Source organism: Rhodococcus sp. KBS0724, assembly GCF_005938745.2.
GTDB lineage: Bacteria > Actinomycetota > Actinomycetes > Mycobacteriales > Mycobacteriaceae > Rhodococcus_F.
Genome location: NZ_VCBX02000001.1, coordinates 5,127,820 through 5,148,360 on the forward strand (window position 1 = coordinate 5,127,820; position 20,541 = coordinate 5,148,360).

Here is a 20,541-nt window from a genome sequence, read left to right on the forward strand (position 1 = left end):
TCCCTCGCTTCGCTTTTCAGTTCGTACAGGGTGGGTAACGGTCAGCTCGCCGTGAGATCGAAACCGATGTACTCGGCGGCGTCCTCGGGGCTGGCGAACAACATCGTCTTGTCGTCGAGATGGACCATGCGTCCGTAGTGGGTGGAGCTGATCTCCTCGAAAATGGAGCCGTCGAATTCCGAACCCAGTGCGTCGGTGAGCTCCTCGTAGTCGAAGTTGAGAAGGCGCTTACCGTCCACACGAATCATGGAGGGGTACTCGGTGAGTTCGACACCGTCCTTGGCTCCCATCACCTCCGCGACGACACGGCCGGTCGGAGTATTCATCAGGGTGACACCACACATGTTCGAGAACTCCGTATCGGATCCGAAGTGCATGCTCATTTTGCCAACTCCTTGGGGATATCGAGCCCGAGATCCTCGAGCAGGGAACTGAACTTCGCCGTTGCGGCGTCGAGACTGTCGGCAAACGTGACCGCCTTGTCGGCCGGCTGCGACCAGATCGGTTGCAGAGCACGCGCCGCGTCGAGGCACCGCGGCACCCACGTAGCGAGCCACGTGCCGAAGAGCTCCTTGTTGGACTCACCGGTCTCGGGATCCCGTGTCAGCAACTGGAAGAGGTTGCGCGTGTAGGCAAGGTCGCGGTCGTAGTCGTGTTCGCCGGTACCGACGATCGTCGGGGTGATGTAATCGCCGTTGCGAGCGGCGATCTGCATGACAAGTTCGCTGCGGAACAGCGATCCCACCAATTGCTCGAACACGATGTTGGTCGCGAACAGCAACTCGCACCAGTCCGGCACCGCGGTCAACCGCTCCACGACCTCACGGGTGGGCTGCCATTCCGGCGCTGACTGCCACACGTCTTTGTGCGCTCCCCCGTCGAACGTGTCGACCGCTTCGGACAGGTCGAGATTGAACAGCGCAAGATCCTGCGCGAATCGCATCTTGTGGACCGCATTGACCGCGACGGCGGTGTTGATCATGTTTGTCGGTCCGGACCGCTGAACGGCAGTGAACACATGCAACGCCAAACCGTTCTCCGCGTGCATCCATGCACCCAGATTGCGCTCGATGAACTTGAGCCACGGCGCATTCCAGCTCTCGTACACCCTGGCCCGCTTGGCGTTGGACAGACACAGCTCCACCTGGTGCACAACCTTGGAGTTGTTCCGGAAGATCGTCTGATCCCATTCCTCGTTCGGGTCCAGAAATGCGTGCCAGTTCGACGACGTCGCGGCCGTCCATTCCTTCGGGTATCCGCCCGGACCGTCGCCGAAGCCGTAGATCCAGCCCTGAGACAAATGCCGCTCGGGGTCCGGTTGCACGTCGACGGTGACGTCCTCGTACATCGTTGCCCGTCGTTTAGCCGGCGTGTAGTAGTTGTACGTTCTGCTCTTCGAACTCGGGAACTCGAGCGCACCTGCCTCGGAATCCGTGAACTCGATCGAGGGAAAGCTCCGTTGCTTGGTCCCGCTGGTGACGGTCATGTCGTTTCAGTTCCTTTCGGTGGCTGTGGTCAATCGAAAGCCGGGCTGGTGAACTTGTCGTAGAAGACTTGGTCTTTCGGAACCCCATTGGCGTCGAGTAATGCAAGGGCGGCATCAACCATGGGCGGCGGCCCGCACAGATAGACCTCGGACTTGCCCAACTCGCTTTCACTGCGATCGACGACGTCGGTGACGTTGCCCTCTTCAACGGTCACGGAATCCGGCAACTCCGAACCGGGCAGGGACTGGTCCACAACTTCCGAAAGGCACGCCACAAACCTGAAGTCCTTCAAATGTGTTCCGAGTTCGAGGATTTCGTTCAGGTAGAACAGGTCTCGAGCCGTTCGAGCCCCGTAGTAGAAGTGCACCGGCCGGGTATTGGCACTCTCACTCAGGTGGCGTAGCAGCGAGAGAATGGGCGCCATCCCGGCCCCACCACCGATGCACACGATCGGAAGCACGTGTCCGTCCTTGATCGTGAAGGACCCGTACGGTCCGGTCAAGGACAGCGGGTCACCGACCTTCATCGTGCTGTCCAACAAGCCGGCGAACTTTCCCCCGGGGTACTTCTTGATCAGAAACTCCACCTGACCTGGCGTCGATTGTGTTGTCGCCATGGAGAACGAGCGGTGTTCGTCGCCGTCCGGGAGATGCAGGTCGGCATACTGCCCCGGTTTGAATTCGAAAATCTCGGGTTCGACGGCCCGCAGGCGCAGCGACACGATGTCCGGTGTCATCGGCTCCAGTGCAACCACTTCGGTGCGCACCGTCTGGATAGGTATACCTCCGAGGAGTTCGTCTTCGTCGAAGTTGAGCAACTCGATCGTGCAATCGCTGTATGCGTACGACCGGCAAAGCAATACGTATCCCTCCTCTTCCTCTGCGTCGTTGCAGGCGAAGGTCGAGTAGTTCTCCATCTGAATCTCGCCGTCGAGAAGGTAGGACTTGCACGCCGAGCATCGCCCTTCGCGGCAGCCGTGCATCAGATGAATGCCCTGCCGGAAGGCTGCATCGAGGATGTTCTCGTCCTCGCCTACTTCCATCTCGATATCTACGGGCTCGAAGTTGATCCGGTGAATGTCGGCCACGGGTGTCTCCTGGGCTGATCGAGTGATGGTTGCGTCAGGTGGCGCGGAATGGTGCCACGCGCCACCTGACGAAACTGGATACGGCGCTCAGGCCGGAGTCGCCCCGGCGCGGTATTCCGCGATATGGGCGATGCGTTCGGCGTCGGACATCTGGTTCAAGAGCACATTCGGGCTCATGAACGTGTTGCCACGAACGTCGTCGAGAGTCCACAGCTTCTTCGGGTCGTCCAAGTGCAGGTGCGGCTGGCCGACCAGAGTCTTCCCGTCGTCTCGGACATAGCCGAGATCCTTGACGATGTCCGCGAGATCCTTGTCGTGGTGCAAGGTTTCCCACTCACGAAATCCGGTGAGCCGGCCCATGTTCGGCGTCGGCCTGCCCTGATATTCCTCGCGGAAGGCCACCGCATCGGTCCAGTAGCACGTTTCCGAGCAGTAGGTCCGCCACTGGTTGTCGACCTTCTCCACGACCATGTCTTCACGAATGAGAGCAGGCACCATGCAGGTCCAGCACCGGTGCGGATACTGGTATCCCACTTCCTCGAAGGCAATCGGCTTGTTCCGGCCCGGGTAGGCGAGGCGGTTGTACTCCTCCCACCACTTGCCGTACTTCGAGTACCAACCGGGATACTTGTGCTCGAACCACTCGAAGTCCTTGTCGGTCATCGTGTCGATCCGCCAGTAGTTGACCGGCCATCCGGTTGCGAAGAAACGCGCAACCTCGTGCACATATCCCTTGTTGGTGATGCGATTCCAGGCTTCCTCGACCAGATCGTGCGGGATGGTCAGGCCGTACTTCTCCAGCGGAATCAGGTAGCTGCGGTAGTAGTCGTCGTAGATCCACCGACGCCACATCTCGGCGTAACTCTCCCTGTCCTTGCGCCGATCCTTGGTGCCGTATTCGATGAACGTGCCGATCGCAGCATCCACCACACAGTGGTTGTTCCACCACGCGTAGCGCAGATCCCGCTCGAGCAGCGGACGGTTACGTTCGTCGGCCAAGGCCATCAACAGAATCGAATAGCCGTTGGAGATGTGCCGCGACTCGTCGGACTGCACCGAGTGAAACACAGTGGGCAGCAGGTAATCACCGTTTGCCGCTGCTTCGTCTGGCATGGCCACGAACAGGGTGTTCGTGAACGCCGTCTCCGCAACGACCGTCAGGTAGATATTGGCCGCCGTGATCGCGTCGCCGGTGATGAAACCTTCACCGAACTGCCGGCCGATGGTGCCCGCGTAGTTGTTCGCGAACGCCTTCTCCGTCATGTCGAACCCGGCCGGGTCGATGTAGTTGTTCATGTAGAGCTTCTTGAGATTCATCTGAATCGTCGAGTGTCGTACCTCGTCGATCATCTGCACTGCCAGGCCGTTGTGAATTTCCGGGTTCGGGACGGCGTCGATGGCCATCGGCATCGCCCTGGCCGCGGAGATCTCCGGGAACGGAATGATCGACAGGAACAGCTTCTGCCACTCCATCCAGCGCTGCTGGACCTGGCGGAACATGTTGCCGCGGATCGCGCCGTCCATGGCGCCGTAGACCCTGTTGTCCTTCTCTTCCTCCATCGGGAAGTATGACCGCATGATCTGCTTGAGAGGGTCCTTCTTCGGAGCCTTCTCGAACGTGTAGTCGGTGCCGAATCGGGTAGCCGGGGTTGCGAATGTCGGATCCCAGGTCAACTCGCTGATCTTCGCGTGGGCCTTTGTCAGACTCTGCTTACTCAATGTGCGCCTCCTAGATCGAGTGCCGGCCTTGTGCCGGCTTGGGGGGACGTTGTGTAATTCACTCAACCCTGTGGTGCACATCTCAATCGTCTCAGTTTGAGATTGACGTCACACATATCGCTTTTTACGCTGACCCAGCCAAGAAACAGCACGCATAACGCACGCAAAGCCAACCCCAGGAGATCGACGATGGCCCACAATCTCGGGACCTCGAAAGTAGCTGTGCCCCCGCACTTTCCTTCGATCGATTCCGCTGACCCTGCCGAGCTCGAACTGCGCCACTGGCTTCGCGTTTCATGGTCGCGCTCGCGAGACGCACTCGGCGAGACGGACGAACCGACGGCTGACTATGTCGAGCAGGTTCCGGTCGACACCGTTCTCACCCGCGCCGCGTATCCCGTTTTATCTGCTCTGTCGGCCGAGATCGACAACGAACCGGTGTCCCTGATTCTCACCGACGCCTCGGGTACCGTGCTCAGCCGCCACGGCGGTGACCGCGGTCTGCTTGCCGCTCTCGACCGCGTCGACCTCGCCCCCGGGTTTCGGTACGCGGAATCACAAGTCGGAACCAACGGAATCGGCACCGCTCTCGAAGTCGGCGCTCCGGTCGTCATCGACGGAAGCGAACATTTCAGTGGCCTTCTCCGCTCGTTCTCCTGCGCCGGCGCGCTTGTGACCCACCCCCTCACCGGAGCGGTCCTGGGCGTCGTCGACCTGACCACCAAGTCGGAACACATGAACGCACTGCTGCTCTCGTTTGCCAAACTCGCAGCCGCGCGCATCAAGGAACGCATTCTCGACGACGCCAACGAGCACGACCTCGCCGTGCTGAGCGACTACCACGCGGTCAGTCATACCGGCCAGCCGGTGATCGCACTCGGCGACGAAGTCCTGATGATCAACGCGCTGACACAACAGCAGTTCGACTCACACGATCAGGCAGCGATCATCGACCGCATCCGTGACGCTCGTGGGCAGGCCAAGTCCTTCACGATGCTCACCGACCTGCCGAGCGGAGCCACCGCTCGGTTGTCGTACCAGCCGACGTTTGTGGGCGACAAGTTGGCGGGCGGCATCGTGCGGATCACGGAACAACTTGCGACCCGTACCGCGCCGGTGGTGACCACTCCGATCCTGCGCGCCGTGACCGGTAACAGTGCCGTGTGGCGACGCACGGTTCACGGTGTCGTCGAGAGTTGCCGACGGCGAGAATGGCTTGTGCTCGAGGGCGAACCCGGCGTCGGCAAGACGACGCTGATTCAGGCAGCACACGAACACGTTTCGGGCACACACCATCTCGCGGTACTCGACGCGTCCACACTCGGCGGGGAAGATCTGCTCGCGCATGCCGCAACCGAATTGGCCGGCGGATCGGACCTGGCGGTTCTCCACGCACACACATTGAGCGACAACGATCTCGACGAGCTGAGCCAACTACTGCAAGAAGTCGAACAGGGCTCACTCCCCCGCGAGCCCTGGGTGGCGCTGACGATGTATCCGCAAGAGCCCAGCGCCACATCCGCACTGCTGCGGCTCTTTCCGAAGTCGATCAGTGTGCCGCCCCTGCGCTACCACCTCGAAGACATCCCAGAACTGGTCCCGGCGTTACTACGGACGCTCGGCGCCCCCGACCTCACACTCTCTGCCGCGTCGTTGAACCAACTCAGCCGGCTGGCCTGGCGCGGGAACGTCGCGCACCTGCGTAGCGTCCTCTACGAGATTCATCGCCGCCGTCGCTCCGGCGTCGTGGAACCAGACGCCTTGCCCTCGGAATGCCGAGCGACCACCCGCCGGAACCTGACGCAGCTGCAGTCCCTCGAACGCGATGCGATAGTGGACGCGCTTGCGCTCCACTCCGGCGACAAGACAGCTGCCGCACAGGCTTTGGGCATGTCTCGAGCCACGATCTACCGCAAGATCCGCGGCTTCGGCATCATCTACCGAGCCTCGGCAGTCCAGCCCATGCCCGAGTGATTCACCGTCCACGGCGCTGGTGGCGCCGCACCATCTGCTGCGCAACCTCGAACACCGCGCCGCGCAGCGACAACGGTTCCAGCACTTCGACATCCGCGCCCAATCCGATCAACTGGGACAGCGCGACATCAGAGCTTTCCAATCGCAGTTCGACGTCCATCCACCCGGCGTCGTCAGGCGGGCCTGGCGTCACCCGCGACGCCTCGACTCCCACCACGTCGGGGAGCCGGCGCCACCCGTTGGGCGACAACCGAATCCGGCAGTCAAAGCGCAGCAGTGAACGGTCGAACTCAGCCATGGACGCCGCCCACCACGCTGCCAAATCGAAATCCACAGGCCGAACGGCTACGTCGTCACACACCACGGGGCCGGTGATTCGGCCGACCCGAAACGACAGAGTTCGGCTCCCCAGGTGTGCCACCAAATACCAGACCCCGGCCTTGATCACGAGACCGAGCGGATCGACTGTCCGTTCCTTGTCACGATAGGTGAAACGTAGTCGGCGTGAATCCAGCACCGCCGACGCAAGAGTGGGCAGCGCCGCGATGTCGTCGCTGCCGCCGAACCATCCGGGCACGTCCACAAGAATGCGGTCCTGCCACAACCGCGCACCTTTCTGAAGGCTCGGTGGCATCGTGCTCAGTAGTTTTGCCGCCGCCGCTTCCGCGGAATCCGTCCGGCCCAGATCGGCCGCGATGGAGGGCACGCCCAGCAACATCAGCGCCGAGGTCTCGTCGTCCGTCATTCCCGAGAGCTTGGACTGCCACCCGTCGAGCAAGCGGATACCCCCGCCCGGCCCGCTTTCGGTCCAGATCGGCACACCGGCAGCAGACAGCGAGGCAACGTCTCGGTAGATCGTCCGTACCGACACCCCGAACTCACCGGCCAACTGCTCGGCGACGACGCCTCGACTGCCCTGCAGGCGCAGCATGAGCTGAAGCAGGCGCGCGGATCTCATGGATCGAACATTACCCAGAATCACTGACAGAAGTTGTCAGGAATAGGGGTGCAGAATGACCGTCATGGTCACTTGGAAGCAGTTCTCCGAAGAAGTTCCCGCCCTAGCCACAGCCGTAGAAGCGCGATTCACAGCCCACAAGCATCACGTCCTCGCAACGCTGCGCAAGGACGGTTCACCACGGGTCAGCGGCACCGAAGTGGAAATGCTCGACGGGCGCCTGGTTCTCGGCTCGATGTTCGGCGCCCTCAAAGCGAAGGACCTCTTCCGCGATGGGCGCTACGCCCTCCACAGCAATCCCGGCGAGCACACGATGGAAGGCGGCGACGCGAAGATCGCCGGAATCGCCCGCGAGGTGTCCGGCGAGGAGTTCGAGACTGTGCTGGCCAGCTACACCTACGAGGTTCCGAAACCCCTGCACCTCTTTATCCTCGACATCACGGAGGTGGTGCACACGACCGTCGACGACGAGCATATGTACGTCGATCTCTGGAAGCCCGGCAAGGAGATCGCCCGCTTCACCAAGTGACGTTCTTCTCGCAATGCTCTCCGTTGGCGCAGGATTCCACCTGCACCGTCGCATGTGAAAGCCCGTGACTTTCCAAGATGGCGCGGGCGGATTCGAGCACATGCGACGAATCGGCGTCGCTGGTCAAATGCACTGTCGCAACGTCCATTCCCGTCGTCAGGGTCCAGATATGCAGATCGTGGACGCCCTTGACATTGGGTAGCGCAGCCAAATCGGCTTCGACGGATTCGACATCGACATCGGCCGGCGACGCCTGCGTCAGAATACGCAGCGACGCGGCCGCCAACTTGAGTGCGCGGGGCACCACCCACAGCGAGATGAGCACACCGACAACGACGTCTGCCCACGTCCAGCCGAACAGAAGGACCACGGCGCCGGCGATCAGAACACCAACGCTGCCAACAGCATCCGCGAGCACTTCGAGGTAGGCGCCGCGCACTGCGAGGCTGTCTTTGGAGTCGCCGCGCAACATGAGCATGACCACGATGTTGGCAAGCAGACCTGCGGCGGCCGTGATGATGAGGGCGCCGCCGGGAATCTCAGGTTCGTCACCGATGCGGCCGATGGCCTCGTACATCACCCACGCCGCGACAGCCAGAAGCATCGCGGCATTGGCCATGGCCGTGAGAACTTCGGCGCGATGCCAGCCGAAAGTCCGTGCAGCGGTGGTACTCCCCTTCTTGGCAAGCAGAAGCGCTGTCAACCCCATGGCCATGCCCACAACATCGGTGAGCATGTGGCCGGCGTCGGCGAGCAGAGCGAGTGAGCCGATGAGCAATCCGACGGTCGCCTCGAGAACGAGGAAGGCAACCAGGATCGCGAGTGCGATCACCATCTTCCGGATGCGCGTCGGACTCGGACCTACTCCGACCGAATCTGCCGCCGAATGACCGTGAGAATGACCGTGCCCTGACCCCATGTGACCGCTTACCTCCTGAGTTCTCCCGATCATATGCATACATTCGCATATATACAATGGGATGCTCAGTGAGTGGCACGCACGTCAGTGTTCGGGCTGGTACGCGGGCTTCTCCACAGTCGGCGGCAACGTGGCGATTGCCGAAATACGCTTCATCCCCGCCACCTGAAGAAGGTCGACGACCAACGATCGGATCTGCGCGAACACCACTGTCGCCGACAGACCGGCGGTCTCGACAATTGCCGGCTTCAGTTCCTTCGCGACCGAACGCAGCACCCGGGCGGCCTCAGCCTGATCAGGCTGCTCGCCCGGTTCCGCGAGGATCATTTCCCGCAAGACCTCGACGGCCTTCGACAACTTCTCCACCTGCGTCACCAAACGCGGATCGAGAATTTCGTCGTCCCGGACCAACGTCAACGAACGCCGCGACAGAACTCGAATGTTGCGCATCGCATTGTCGATCGGATCAGCCGTCGCCATGAGTCGTTCGAGCCGTGGGCGGGTGTTCCAGTACAGCGGCGAGATCCTACTGATCTCCTGCCCACCTTTGAGATTGGAGCGCAAACCGTCGATTGCCGACTGCGTCGCGCGGGCCTTACGCAGGGCCTTCACGATCGGCTCGGGATCGTTGGCCCGCAATCCGTCGGCCACCAACGCCAATACCTCCGACGACGTCGTGAGAATCGCCGCAGCGTCCTTGCGAGCGCGTCGCACGGGATGGGTGGGGATGATCGCAACCACCGCGATGCCCACCAAACCGCCGACCAACGCGTCGATCATGCGATCGATTCCGCCGGTGCCCCCTGGCGGGATCAACGTCGCCACCAGTACAGCGGAATTTCCGGCCTGCATCGAGAAGATGGGGCCACTGTTCAGCAGCACTGCCACCGACATCGCCAGCACCACCACGAGGCAGATCTGCCACGGGCCGCTGCCGATACCGGAAATGATCAGATCGCCGATACCGATGCCGACCGTCACGCCGGCCACCAACTCGAACGAGCGACGCAGCCGAGCGCCCAACGACAAGCCGAGAGACACAACAGCGGCAATAGGCGCGAAGAAGGGCGAATGATGCCCGATCACCGTGGTGGCAACCCACCACGCCAATCCGGCAGCCAGTGCACATTGAAGAATCGGTAGCGCCGACGTCCTGAGCCGGCGCACCGACTTACGAGCGCGATCCTTGATGCTCGACGCGCTCGGACGGAAACTGCTAACCGAGGCCAAGCGCTTCGGCAGCGTTGGGGTCGCAATCCTCGAGCAGATCCAGGCAACGGGCGTACTCGTCTGCTTCACCGATCGACTGCGCGGCCTTGGCCAGCACCGCTACACAACGGAGGAAACCGCGATTGGGCTCGTGGCTGTACGGGACGGGCCCGAAGCCCTTCCAGCCATTGCGACGAAGCTGATCGAGTCCACGGTGGTAGCCGGTACGCGCGTAGGCATACGCGGTGATGGTCGCACCACTCTCGAATGCGGCCTCGGCCAGATAAGCCCACGCGATGGACGCAGTGGGATGATCGGCCGCAACCTGAGCCGGATCAGCATGGTTGAGCAGGGCTGATTCCGCGTCGTCGTCGCCGGGAAGCAAAGTGGGCTTGGGTCCGAGCAGGTCACCGAATTGGGTCATGGGCTTATTGTGCCCGCTCCCGTCCGTGGGCACCCGGCCGCCTCACCCGTGGTCGCCGTTACGGCCGGATTCGACCGATCGTTACGCTGAGGACGCCAATTGCCCCAGACCGAAGGATGACCGGTGCCGGACTCGAACGACGACAACTCGACAAAGAGAACGCCGGAAAGCTCGACGCCGACCGAACCCGCTACCGTCGCGATGCCCAAGGCACAGCCGTCGCCTGAGCCCGCAACAGTAGCCATTCCCAGAACGCCACAGCCCATGCCGCAGCAGGCCATGTCACAGCCCAAGCAGCAGCCGGTCCGGGCCGCACCGCAACGCGTCGGAGTAGCAGCGGGAATTCCGCCGCATCAGCCTCTTCCCACTCGAATCGAGCCGGCGGAGCCGGAGCCGACGAAGCGCGGCGGCAAGGGTTGGTACATCGCGGCCGGAGCAGCAGCTGTCGCCATCGTGGCCGTAATCGGTGTCGCACTGTACGTCTCGTCCGAGAGCAGCAGCGGGAGCAACTCCCCCGAAGCTCAGGTCCAGACGGCGATCAGCACCTACGTCGACGCTCTCGCGTCCGGCGACATTGCCGCTCTGCGCACCGCTACGTGCGGCTCTCTGGCCGACTACTACCAGTCCGTCCCGGACGATGCCTTCGCCCAGGTCCACCAGAATGCGGTAACGCAGAAGACGATTCCCCAGGTCAGTGCCGTCGACGCCGTCCGGATCACCGACGACACGGCTATCGCCCAGGTCGAGGCGAGCATCCCGGCCACCGGGGAACGCTCGTGGCGAACCTTCGACCTGGAACGTCAGGACGGAACCTGGAAGGTGTGCGACCCGAGTCAGACCGGTTAAACACTCGAACGCTTGAACACTGGAACGCTTAAACAAGCTGGGCGCGCCCACGAAGTCGTCACTTCGTGGGCGCGCCCAGTTTTCGAGCGTGCTGCTTAGCTTCCGGACACCGAGCGGCCGGCCGACTTCAGGTCGTTGCATGCCTCGATGACACGAGCAGTCATGCCTGCTTCGGCCTTCTTGAGGTAGCTACGCGGGTCGTAGGCCTTCTTGTTTCCGACCTCGCCGTCGACCTTGAGGACGCCGTCGTAGTTGGTGAAGAAGTGCCCGGCGATCGGACGGGAGAACGCGTACTGCGTGTCGGTGTCGACGTTCATCTTGACGACGCCGAAGTTCAGCGAATCCTCGATCTCGGACTTCAGCGAGCCCGATCCACCGTGGAACACGAAGTCGAACGGCTGCGAACCGGCAGCAAGACCGAGCTTCGCTGCGGCAACGCGCTGACCCTCGTCGAGAACCTCGGGCTTGAGCTTGACGTTGCCCGGCTTGTACACACCGTGCACGTTGCCGAAGGTGGCAGCGAGGAGGTACTTACCCTGCTCGCCGACGCCCAGAGCGTCGACCGTCTTCTCGAAGTCTTCCTTCGACGTGTACAGCTTGTCGTTGATCTCGGCTTCGACGCCGTCTTCTTCGCCGCCGACAACACCGATCTCGACCTCGAGGATGATGTTCGCAGCCTTCGACAGTGCAAGCAGTTCCTTGGCGATCGCCAGGTTCTCGTCGATCGGGACAGCCGAACCGTCCCACATGTGGGACTGGAAGAGCGGGTTACGGCCGGCGCTGACGCGTTCCTGCGAGATGGCGAGCAGCGGACGCACAAACGTGTCCAGCTTGTCCTTCGGGCAGTGGTCGGTGTGCAGCGCAATGGTGACGTCGTACTTGGCGGCGATCACGTGAGCGAACTCGGCGAGTGCAACAGCACCGGTAACCATGTCCTTGATGCCCAGACCGGAACCGAACTCGGCACCGCCGGTCGAGAACTGGATGATGCCGTCACTGCCGGCGTCCGCAAAGCCCTTGATGGCTGCGTTGATGGATTCGGAGCCGACACAGTTGATAGCGGGGAAGGCAAAGGAATGCTCCTTGGCCCGACCAAGCATCTCGGCATAGACCTCGGGAGTTGCGATAGGCACGGCGGGAGTCCTCCATTTACGTGTCGTTCGGAGCGCTCGACGATGTAAAAGCGCTTCGTGTGGTCCTAGCAGTATGGCAAGTCGTGGTCGCCACGTCTCTTTGCGGTCTCGCCGTGACGTGGACGACGCGGTGACCTGCAGCGGTGGGAAACACTCAGATGCTGCCGGTAGTCTGGCCTCCGTGAATGTGCAGGCAGCAACTGAATCCGTGACGAACCTGGCCTTGCTGCCCGGCTTCCTCGATCCCGTGAACCTCTTGAACTCCTTCGGAACGTGGGTTCTGGTGGGATTGCTTCTGGTGGTCTTCATCGAATCCGGCCTGCTGTTTCCCCTTCTGCCTGGCGATTCCCTCCTCTTCACCGCAGGGTTGATCGCGGCGTCCAAGTCCACCGAGATCGAGCCGTTCGCGCCGTTGTGGGTGCTGTTGGTGACCATTCCGATTGCCGCGATCCTGGGTGACCAGGTTGGTTTCTACATCGGCGCCAAGGGTGGAACCGCCCTGTTCAAGAACGACGACGCGAAGTTCTTCAAGAAGAAGTACATCGACGAGTCACACGCGTTCTTCGAAAAGCACGGCCCGATCACCATCATCCTGGCCCGCTTCGTGCCGATCGTGCGTACCTTCGCACCGGTTGTCGCCGGCGCTTCGAAGATGAAGTACTCGCTCTTCCTCACGTACAACATCGTCGGCGGCATTCTGTGGGGTGCCGGCGTTACGATGCTCGGCTACCTCCTGGGCCAGATCGAATTCATCCGAGACAATGTCGACTACATCTTCATCTTGATCGTCCTGGTGTCTGTCCTGCCGATCGTTTTCGAAATCGGAAAGCGCCTTCTCGCGTCACGACGCGGCGAGACGGCGAATACTTCAACTACGGACAATTCGGAACCCGTGACCGAGGAACCGACTCACTGATCACCCGAACCGAGGCGAGAAACTGACCACTATGACGATCGCGTCCGGCAGTTTCGGTCCCCTCGAAACCGCCGGTCCTGCACTGGTGTGGATCATCGTCGTGACATTCGTGTTCATCGAATGCGCGATCATTCTGGGGTTGTTCCTTCCCGGCGATTCTCTACTCATCACCGCGGGAATTGTGCTGGCCGGTCACGAATCCGGCGCCGGACACGTGTGGGCTCTCTCGGTGGGTGCCATGATTGCCGCCATTGCCGGTAATCAAGTCGGGTACGTCATAGGTCACCGCACGGGCAATCACATCAAGGCCCGCAAAGGTGGCAAGTACTTCACCGAGAAGAACCTGCACCGGGTCAACATCCTGTTGGAGAAACACGGCTTCTGGGCTGTCCTGATCGCCCGGTGGATCCCCTGGGTACGCACCCTGTGCCCCATGGTCGCTGGCGCAGCCAAGATGAACCACACGCGGTACACCGTGGCCAGCACCATCGGCGCGATCATCTGGGCGCCGGTACTGCTGCTCATCGGCTTCTACGGCGGCTCGTTCCTCGATCGTGTGCCGTGGCTGCTCCCCGGTGTCCTGATCGTGATGACCGTCAGCCTTGTCGTCGGCACCGGTCTCGGCATCTGGCAGTACCGCAAGGAAATGGCACGCCCCGCCGAGGACGTCGAGGTCGAAGAAGTTCTCGACTGAGACCTGATTCGTTTCGGCGGCGTCATTCCCACTTCCATCATTCCCACGCCATCATTCCCACATCATCATTCCCAGATCGGTAGCCGGTCTTCGTAACCGATCCAGGTCCTTGGTCCCGCCCGCAGTTCGTCGTCGGTCAGGAGCGCTGGATCGAGGATCCGGGCAGGCTCCGCAAGGTCGAGTTTCACACCGATGAACACGATTTCCTGACTTGGCTCCTCATCGGCAGACGACCACAATTGCGCGGGTTCGATGACAAGGTTGGGGCCGGCCTGCGACCAGATCGCGGCGTACTCGGGCCGACTGGCGATCCAGCAGAATCCCTTACTGCGCAACAGTCCGGTGAATTGATCGAGCGCCTGCTCGAGCCTGAGCGGATGAAACGGCCGCGACGCTCGGTACGTGACACTACGGATTCCGTATTCCTCGGTTTCAGGGGTGTGTCCGCCGGCCAGTTCCTCGTCCCAACCGGGAACCTGCGCAGCCAGTTCCGGGTTGTAGAGACCAGTTTCCAGCACCCGAGCAAGATCAACTTCTCCGTGGTCCGTCCGGATCACCTGGGCGCCCGGGTTCAGCCGACGCAGAGTTGCCTCGACTGTGCCCGCTGCCCGGTCACTGACCAGGTCGGTCTTGTTGAGCAGAATGACGTCGGCGAACTCCACCTGGTCTACGAGGAGGTCGGAAATACTGCGCCCGTCGCCCTCCCCCGCTTCGAGGTTTCGCTCGTCGAGGCGCTCCCCCTTGGCAAGTTCGCTCAGGAACGTGGAGGCGTCAACCACCGTCACCATCGTGTCGAGCTTCGCCAACGAACCGAGGCTGAATCCGTCCTCGAACTCCCAGTCGAAGGTGGCGGCGACGGGCATCGGCTCCGAGATCCCGGTCGATTCGACAACCAACTGATCGAACCGTCCCTCCCGAGCCAGCGCCCCGACGGTGTCGATCAGATCTTCGCGCAGCGTGCAGCAGATACAACCGTTGGTCAGCTCGACCAACTTCTCCTCGGTGCGGTCGAAGTGCCCTTGACCCGCGACGAGGGCCGCGTCGATGTTGATCTCACTCATGTCGTTGACGATGACCGCGACGCGTCGACCGCCGCGGTTGGCGAGGATGTGATTGAGCAGAGTGGTCTTGCCCGCGCCGAGAAATCCGGACAGCACTGTTACCGGTAGCCGATTCATTCACTAATGATAACCGTTATCGTTATCTATTGACGCGCACGCGGATACCCTGCCGCTGATACGACGTAGGCCGCTTCCATCAGCATCCAACCGCCCACCTGCACAGACAGGTCACGTTCCGGGACACTCGACGAGCGCACCGTGCCTCCCTCGAATGTCGCCAGCTCGCCGGAGAGCCTCGGCAGCGTGGCGTCACGGGTCCAGTCGTGACCGAACAGCGGCAACCCCTCCACCTCAAGGCGGTTCTTCCACGCGGCTTCCGCCGACGCCAACACGATCTGCGCGGCGATCTCCTTCGCCCGAATATCCTCGTTGCTCTCCCACGTCAGGTTGACCACGACAAACGCCAGATACCGCGCCAGGATCGCATTGAACAGGCCACCGTCACCCCCGCCGCCCCCGATGATGACGCCGCGATCGGTCAAACCGTCGTACACCGCGTTCACCAGAGCGTGAACCCGCTCGCGGTGCCGAGGTTCACCCAACCGCGTCGCCAGCTCCGTCTCGAGGCCGAGAGTTACACCTTGGCAATACGAGTAGACCGCCCGCTCGAGTGTGCCGTCGCGGCGGATACCGTCGAAGATCAGGCCGGACTCGGGATCACGCAGGGTCTCCTCGATCCAGTCGGCGTGCGCCTGAGCTCGCCACAGTTTGCCGGTCCGCGCGAGCATGATCCCGGCCGGACCGTTGGCCGGGGTGTTGTAGAAATCGGAGCCCTTGCACCAGGGAATTCCGCCACCGTCCTCCGGCGACCACGAGTCGAAGAGCTGAGATTCGAGCGCTTGTACGGCGCTCCGATGGTCCAGTGCAAACAGTCGCTGGGCGCGTTCGAGCGACAACCCCAGCCACGCCATGTCGTCGTAGTAACTGTTGGTCCAGGCACTGACGTTTCGGACCCGGACGCTGCGGGCAACCTTGGCAATCCGGCGACGACGCTTGGGCGTCGGGTCACGTTCGAGCGCGTCGACGGCGGTGTCGAGCAGATGCGCTTGCCACCAGTAATGCCACGGGCGAAACATGCGCTCGCGGCGCACTGCCGGCCACGCCACGACACCCAACGCTGTTCTCGGCATTCCCCACAACCGGCGCAGATGCCGACTGACAATGGCCCCTTCGGCCGCATCTGCGCGTTCCGCCCACACTTGCTGCATAAGACATATCCTGTCCCCTCGGAGCCCGCGGCGCTAGCGCCTACTCAGCTAACAGGCTCCGACAAGGTCAGCGGGAGTTACGGAGATCCGCGTGTTCGCGCACCCAGGCATGCATCGCGATACCTGCCGCGACGCCGGCGTTGATGCTGCGGGTGGAGCCGAATTGCGCAATCGATACCGTCATGGACGCAACCTCTTTCGCAAGTTCGGTCACGCCGGGACCTTCCTGGCCGAACAGCAGAATGCAGTCTTTCGGCAGGCTCGCGGTTTCGAGCGGTACGGATCCGGGAGTGTTGTCGACGGCGACAATAGTGAGCGAATTCTCACGCGCGTACTCGACCAACTCACCGATATCGGCGTGGTGCACGATGTGCTGGTACCGATCGGTGACCATGGCGCCGCGTCGGTTCCAGCGTCGTCGGCCAACGATGTGCACGGCCGCCGCGGCAAATGCGTTGGCAGTGCGCACCACGGTGCCGATGTTGGCGTCGTGGGCAAAATTCTCGATGGCTACGTGCATCGGATGACGCCGCGAGTCGATGTCCTCGACAATTGCCTCCCGAGTCCAGTACCTGTACTCGTCCAACACGTTTCGACGGTCACCCTCAGCCAGGAGCACCGGATCGTAACGATCGTCGGTGGGGATGTCCGTCCCGTGAAACTCCGCCCACGGGCCGACACCGTTGGGATTTTCGCCCCATTCTGTCGGACCGACCTCGTCGGCCGGGTCTACGCTCACGTCGGACATCAGAACACCTCGTTGGAATCAGCAGCCACGGTGAATCCGTGTGTGGTCTGCTCGTTGACACACGAGACATCCGTCGCCGTGGTAGTACATGTGAAGCCCAGCTTAGACAGTGGCGTTCCGGGAGGAAGCACCGGATCCGCCTCCGGCCCGCCGGACATGTATACCGGGCCGCCCGAGCACATAAAGGCACCTTCACCCTCATCTTGAACTCGAATTCCGTTGCCCCAGTTCACCATGCAACTTTCCGGACGCGGCGGTACCGGAGTTGTCGTACCCTCGCACCCTGCTTCGATGCGGGTGGGCAGTCTGATGATGCCGCACTGGAAGTTCCCGTCAGGAGTGGTGAAGTAGTAGGACTCGTTGCGCTCGAAGTGCACGTCCGTCAATGTGGTCGTCGGCGGCACAGTTGTGGCCGGTACCTCCGTGGTGGAGACGACGGGCGCCGGAACCGTCGTGGTCACCTGGGTCGTGGTCGCGACTGCCGTCGTGGGTTGCGCAGTCGGTGTCGGCGCGGACTGCGCGTCACCACCACAACCGGTGAGAAATATCGCCGAACCCACACTCAGACAAAGCAATCCCACCCGAACACGTACCACCGCGACTACCTCCACCCATGTCTTCTGCCCTCAACCCCGCCCACGAACGATGTCGAACTATATCGCGAATTCGATTACGTTCCGGTTAAACGTTTGTTCGTCAACCTCGACAGCCACGCAGGCGAGAACCGCGACACAGCGAGAAGCGCTTTCGCCTGCACTCCCACCGGATAGTGAACCTTGGGCATGCGGCCGGCGCCGCGCGTCGCATCCCAGAGTTCCTGCGCGACTTCCGTTGCAGTGAGCTTGATTCCGAGCGATCGCGTCGACCCGGTGTCCATCCCGGCGACCATGGCGGTCTGAACGAAGAGAGGCCACAAGGCAATCACCCGGATGTCATGTTCGGCCCATTCGAGGTCGAGTGCCTCCGTCAACCCCCGGACCGCGAACTTCGTGGCCCCGTACGTCGCCAGTTCGGGCTGTCCGTAAATGGCCGAAGCCGAACACATATTCACGACCTGAGCACCCGGTGTGCTGCGCAGATACGGAAACGCCGTGTGCGTGCCATTGAGAACGCCGGTGACGTTGATATCGACCATGCGGCGATGCGCAGCAAGGGAAATGCTCTCGAATTTCCCCGACGACAGAACCCCGGCATTGTTGACCAGGATGTCGAGTCGGCCCGACGCACCCACAAAATCGGCCAACTGTTTCGACCACTGCTCCGGATCCGTCACGTCGAGTGCGCCGGTCACCGCCGCACCCCCGAACCCGTTGATCTCGGCGGCCAGGGTCGTCAACCCGGACACGTCGATGTCATAGGCGCCAACCCGATAACCCTTGCGCGCAAACAGCAACGCTGCCTCACGGCCGATTCCCGATGCCGCCCCGGTGACGAAGATGCTCCGCTCAGGCATTTTTACGACCGAGAGCAAGCATTCCCTCGACAAGCATCAACTGGGCTGCCGCATACGATGCGAGAATCACGCCTTCAGCGGCCGCGCGTCCTGTCTTTCCCCGAATGAGCAAGCGTCGCACCACAATCAAACCGTCGGACGCGGTGAACAGCACGCCGCCCACCCCCAGCCAGGATCGCCGTTCCTGGCCCGGTACCACCACGTCCAGCACCGTCTTGGTTCCCGGCGCCAAAGCCGGATCCGCCGACAACGTCGAGGTAGTTCCCAACAGCAATCCGTACGCGGTCAACGGTGTCGACACCTCAGGAGCCTTCGCGCGCAGCAACCCGGAAGCCGTGGACCACCCGCTCATACGAGGCTTGAGCGCAGCCCTCGTCGGCCGGGCACCACGACGCAACAGCAGCGCCGAATAACTCGACTGCATGACGGCAAACGAAGACGCACCCTTCACCAGGCGAGCATCGTTGTCCGGGTCGATCATGAACACGTCACCGATCGTTGCCGCAGCAAGACCCGCCAGGAGCAGCGCAGTATCGGCGGTATCCGTCTCGGATCGCTTGCGCAGCACCCTGACCGCAAGCGACGGCGCAATCAACGGCTTGGCAATCTGTTGAACACGCTCATTACCGAGCACCGCCCCAGCCACCGTAGCCGCCGTTGCCGCCGCAAAAACCGCGTGCTCGATGCCCCACTTGCCTGCCATGCCCAGTCCTCCTGTTGGTTGCGCGCTGTTGGTTACGCGTCCAAGACGACCGTACTGGGTAATTCAGTGGGAATCACGAGATTTGACGTCAGCTCCGTACAGGTCGACGTATTCCTGCCCGGACTGCTCGCACAGTGCCGCCATCAACTCGTCAGTTGCGGCGCGGACAACAGCCTGATGGCTCCGCAGTTCTCGGTAGCGGGAGAAATCGATCGGCTCGCCCACACTGACGTGCACCTTGCTGAATCGCCACATCCTGGTGCCAGGCGGATTCACCGCGTCGCCGCCGTGAACAACAACCGGGATAACGGGAACACCCGTTTCCAACGCAACCCGGATCACCCCCGTTTTACCTTTGTGCAGACGACCGTCCGGCGATCGTGTCCCCTCGGGGTAGATCGCCCACACTCCACCCCGTTCGAGGATTCCGACGGCAGTGTCCAGCGCCGCACGTGAAGCGTCGGCGCCACTGCGGTCGATGGGAACTTGACCTGCGCCGCCGAAGAACCAGCGCTGCAACGCGCCCTTGATGCCGGAACCTGTGAAGTACTCGCTCTTTGCAACAAAGGTGATCCGTCGGCGCACCTTCAGAACCAGGAAGAACGAGTCGACAACCGCCCGGTGATTGCCGGCAAGTATCACCGGCCCCTTCCTGGGAATATTGCGGTGTCCCTCGATCGTGGGGCGCCCGAAGACCCACAGCACCGGCCCGATCAGGACGTATTTAAACAGTCGATACAGCACGCAAGCACCCCGATCAGTGAGAGTAGACACTGTCTACTTACCTGAATGGTAGACACTGACTTCCATGTCTGCCACCACACTCCGCGACACCCTGGTCGCCACGGGCGTCGACATTCTCGACACCGACGGCCTCGCCGCCCTGACGTTGCGAGAGATAACCCGCCGAGCAGGCGTGTCCCATGGAGCGCCCAGACGTTACTTCCCGACACACAACAGCCTACTTGCGGCGATCGCCTCACGGGGTCTACAGGATCTGAGCGCGCGACTCGCACCGACACTCGGCGCGTCCACGCCGGCGCGAGCTCGATTGATCTCTGCCGCAATCGAATACGTCGCCTTTGCGCAGGAGCGGCCGGCGATGTTCGAGCTGATGTTCCGCCACGATGTACTCGAAGGCGCCGGCTCGAACCTCCGTGCAACATCGCTTCCACTCTTCGAGGCACTGCGAACTCTGGCCGAAGCAGACCAAGCCCCGGATCCGAACGCGGCCGCACTGAAGATCTGGACGGGGACACACGGAATTGCAGTCTTGGCCGCAAACCGCAGTCTGGATCTCGTGGCCCCAGAACTTGCCATCGAAGATCTCGTCAGATCGGCCGTCGTGGCACATCTCCCTTGAACCATGTTGCCAAAGACTCGTTTACACAGTCATTACCTTATGGAAGGATT

Annotated in this window: 22 protein-coding genes; 6 read left to right on the forward strand and 16 right to left on the reverse strand. The window is 62.0% G+C overall.

What is annotated here, in order from left to right; translation table 11 throughout:
• Positions 1-41: 41 nt before the first annotated feature.
• From mimD to FFI94_RS23670, 4 genes are all read right to left on the reverse strand, one after another.
• Positions 42-383, reverse strand: coding sequence for a propane 2-monooxygenase effector subunit MimD (gene mimD / locus FFI94_RS23655; RefSeq protein ID WP_138869955.1), 342 nt, complete (start codon positions 381-383; stop codon positions 42-44).
• Positions 380-1,486 carry an aromatic/alkene monooxygenase hydroxylase subunit beta gene (locus FFI94_RS23660; protein ID WP_138869956.1) on the reverse strand — a complete coding sequence of 369 codons (1,107 nt, stop codon included), beginning with the start codon at positions 1,484-1,486 and terminating at the stop codon, positions 380-382. The genes mimD and FFI94_RS23660 overlap by 4 nt, the downstream gene beginning before the upstream one ends.
• Before the next feature lie 29 nt (positions 1,487-1,515).
• Entirely contained in the window at positions 1,516-2,574 is a 1,059-nt protein-coding gene (locus FFI94_RS23665; protein ID WP_138869957.1) for a 2Fe-2S iron-sulfur cluster-binding protein, read from the reverse strand.
• A gap of 87 nt (positions 2,575-2,661) precedes the next feature.
• Positions 2,662-4,293 carry a methane monooxygenase gene (locus FFI94_RS23670; RefSeq protein WP_138869958.1) on the reverse strand — a complete coding sequence of 544 codons (1,632 nt, stop codon included), beginning with the start codon at positions 4,291-4,293 and terminating at the stop codon, positions 2,662-2,664.
• 189 nt (positions 4,294-4,482) lie between these two features.
• Between FFI94_RS23670 and FFI94_RS23675 the strand changes: the two genes are divergently transcribed.
• Positions 4,483-6,267 carry a sigma-54-dependent Fis family transcriptional regulator gene (locus tag FFI94_RS23675; RefSeq protein WP_138869959.1) on the forward strand — a complete coding sequence of 595 codons (1,785 nt, stop codon included), beginning with the start codon at positions 4,483-4,485 and terminating at the stop codon, positions 6,265-6,267.
• Between the two features lies 1 nt (position 6,268).
• Here FFI94_RS23675 and FFI94_RS23680 read toward each other — a convergent pair whose 3' ends face one another.
• A complete protein-coding gene (locus FFI94_RS23680; protein ID WP_138869960.1) occupies positions 6,269-7,225 on the reverse strand; it encodes a YafY family protein in 957 nt (318 codons plus the stop codon).
• 64 nt (positions 7,226-7,289) lie between these two features.
• Between FFI94_RS23680 and FFI94_RS23685 the strand changes: the two genes are divergently transcribed.
• On the forward strand, positions 7,290-7,754 hold the full coding sequence (locus tag FFI94_RS23685; RefSeq protein WP_185993299.1) for a pyridoxamine 5'-phosphate oxidase family protein: 465 nt from the start codon (positions 7,290-7,292) through the stop codon (positions 7,752-7,754).
• Here FFI94_RS23685 and FFI94_RS23690 read toward each other — a convergent pair.
• From FFI94_RS23690 to FFI94_RS23700, 3 genes are all read right to left on the reverse strand, one after another.
• Positions 7,744-8,673 (reverse strand): cation diffusion facilitator family transporter, encoded by a 930-nt coding sequence (locus FFI94_RS23690; RefSeq protein WP_138869962.1) that lies wholly within the window; start codon positions 8,671-8,673, stop codon positions 7,744-7,746. The two genes, FFI94_RS23685 and FFI94_RS23690, sit on opposite strands and share 11 nt — an antisense overlap.
• Before the next feature lie 84 nt (positions 8,674-8,757).
• A complete protein-coding gene (locus FFI94_RS23695; RefSeq protein WP_138869963.1) occupies positions 8,758-9,903 on the reverse strand; it encodes an aromatic acid exporter family protein in 1,146 nt (381 codons plus the stop codon).
• The gene (locus FFI94_RS23700) at positions 9,890-10,306 is read right to left on the reverse strand and encodes a DUF3151 domain-containing protein (RefSeq protein ID WP_138869964.1); all 417 of its coding nucleotides are present in this window, start codon (positions 10,304-10,306) and stop codon (positions 9,890-9,892) included. Before FFI94_RS23700 ends, FFI94_RS23695 begins: the two co-directional genes overlap by 14 nt.
• A gap of 123 nt (positions 10,307-10,429) precedes the next feature.
• Here FFI94_RS23700 and FFI94_RS23705 point away from each other — a divergent pair, with 123 nt between their 5' ends.
• Entirely contained in the window at positions 10,430-11,152 is a 723-nt protein-coding gene (locus FFI94_RS23705) for a nuclear transport factor 2 family protein (RefSeq protein WP_260684261.1), read from the forward strand.
• 95 nt (positions 11,153-11,247) lie between these two features.
• On the opposite strand, the gene fbaA is transcribed toward FFI94_RS23705, so the two are convergent.
• Positions 11,248-12,285, reverse strand: a complete 1,038-nt coding sequence (fbaA, locus tag FFI94_RS23710; RefSeq protein ID WP_138869965.1) for a class II fructose-bisphosphate aldolase — start codon at positions 12,283-12,285, stop codon at positions 11,248-11,250.
• A 181-nt stretch (positions 12,286-12,466) separates the two neighbouring features.
• On the opposite strand from fbaA, the gene FFI94_RS23715 reads away from it, so the two are divergent.
• Together FFI94_RS23715 and FFI94_RS23720 are read left to right on the forward strand one after the other, a co-directional pair.
• Positions 12,467-13,201, forward strand: a complete 735-nt coding sequence (locus FFI94_RS23715; RefSeq protein WP_185993300.1) for a VTT domain-containing protein — start codon at positions 12,467-12,469, stop codon at positions 13,199-13,201.
• A 31-nt stretch (positions 13,202-13,232) separates the two neighbouring features.
• On the forward strand, positions 13,233-13,895 hold the full coding sequence (locus FFI94_RS23720) for a DedA family protein (protein ID WP_138869966.1): 663 nt from the start codon (positions 13,233-13,235) through the stop codon (positions 13,893-13,895).
• A 65-nt stretch (positions 13,896-13,960) separates the two neighbouring features.
• Here the strand turns inward: FFI94_RS23720 and FFI94_RS23725 are convergent, their stop codons facing one another.
• From FFI94_RS23725 to FFI94_RS23755, 7 genes are all read right to left on the reverse strand, one after another.
• Entirely contained in the window at positions 13,961-15,073 is a 1,113-nt protein-coding gene (locus FFI94_RS23725) for a GTP-binding protein (RefSeq protein WP_138869967.1), read from the reverse strand.
• A gap of 26 nt (positions 15,074-15,099) precedes the next feature.
• Positions 15,100-16,224, reverse strand: coding sequence for a glycoside hydrolase family 76 protein (locus FFI94_RS23730; RefSeq protein WP_138869968.1), 1,125 nt, complete (start codon positions 16,222-16,224; stop codon positions 15,100-15,102).
• A 67-nt stretch (positions 16,225-16,291) separates the two neighbouring features.
• On the reverse strand, positions 16,292-16,972 hold the full coding sequence (locus tag FFI94_RS23735) for a TrmH family RNA methyltransferase (protein ID WP_138869969.1): 681 nt from the start codon (positions 16,970-16,972) through the stop codon (positions 16,292-16,294).
• Positions 16,972-17,568, reverse strand: a complete 597-nt coding sequence (locus FFI94_RS23740) for a hypothetical protein (RefSeq protein WP_138873369.1) — start codon at positions 17,566-17,568, stop codon at positions 16,972-16,974. Before FFI94_RS23740 ends, FFI94_RS23735 begins: the two co-directional genes overlap by 1 nt.
• A gap of 74 nt (positions 17,569-17,642) precedes the next feature.
• Positions 17,643-18,425 (reverse strand): SDR family oxidoreductase, encoded by a 783-nt coding sequence (locus tag FFI94_RS23745; protein ID WP_138869970.1) that lies wholly within the window; start codon positions 18,423-18,425, stop codon positions 17,643-17,645.
• Positions 18,418-19,128: a lysoplasmalogenase gene (locus FFI94_RS23750; RefSeq protein ID WP_138869971.1), complete on the reverse strand. Its 711-nt coding sequence runs from the start codon at positions 19,126-19,128 to the stop codon at positions 18,418-18,420. Before FFI94_RS23750 ends, FFI94_RS23745 begins: the two co-directional genes overlap by 8 nt.
• Positions 19,129-19,191: 63 nt before the next feature.
• Positions 19,192-19,872 carry a 1-acyl-sn-glycerol-3-phosphate acyltransferase gene (locus FFI94_RS23755; protein ID WP_138873370.1) on the reverse strand — a complete coding sequence of 227 codons (681 nt, stop codon included), beginning with the start codon at positions 19,870-19,872 and terminating at the stop codon, positions 19,192-19,194.
• Positions 19,873-19,936: 64 nt separating this feature from the next.
• Here FFI94_RS23755 and FFI94_RS23760 point away from each other — a divergent pair, with 64 nt between their 5' ends.
• Positions 19,937-20,491, forward strand: coding sequence for a TetR/AcrR family transcriptional regulator (locus tag FFI94_RS23760; protein WP_138869972.1), 555 nt, complete (start codon positions 19,937-19,939; stop codon positions 20,489-20,491).
• Positions 20,492-20,541 lie beyond the last annotated feature (50 nt).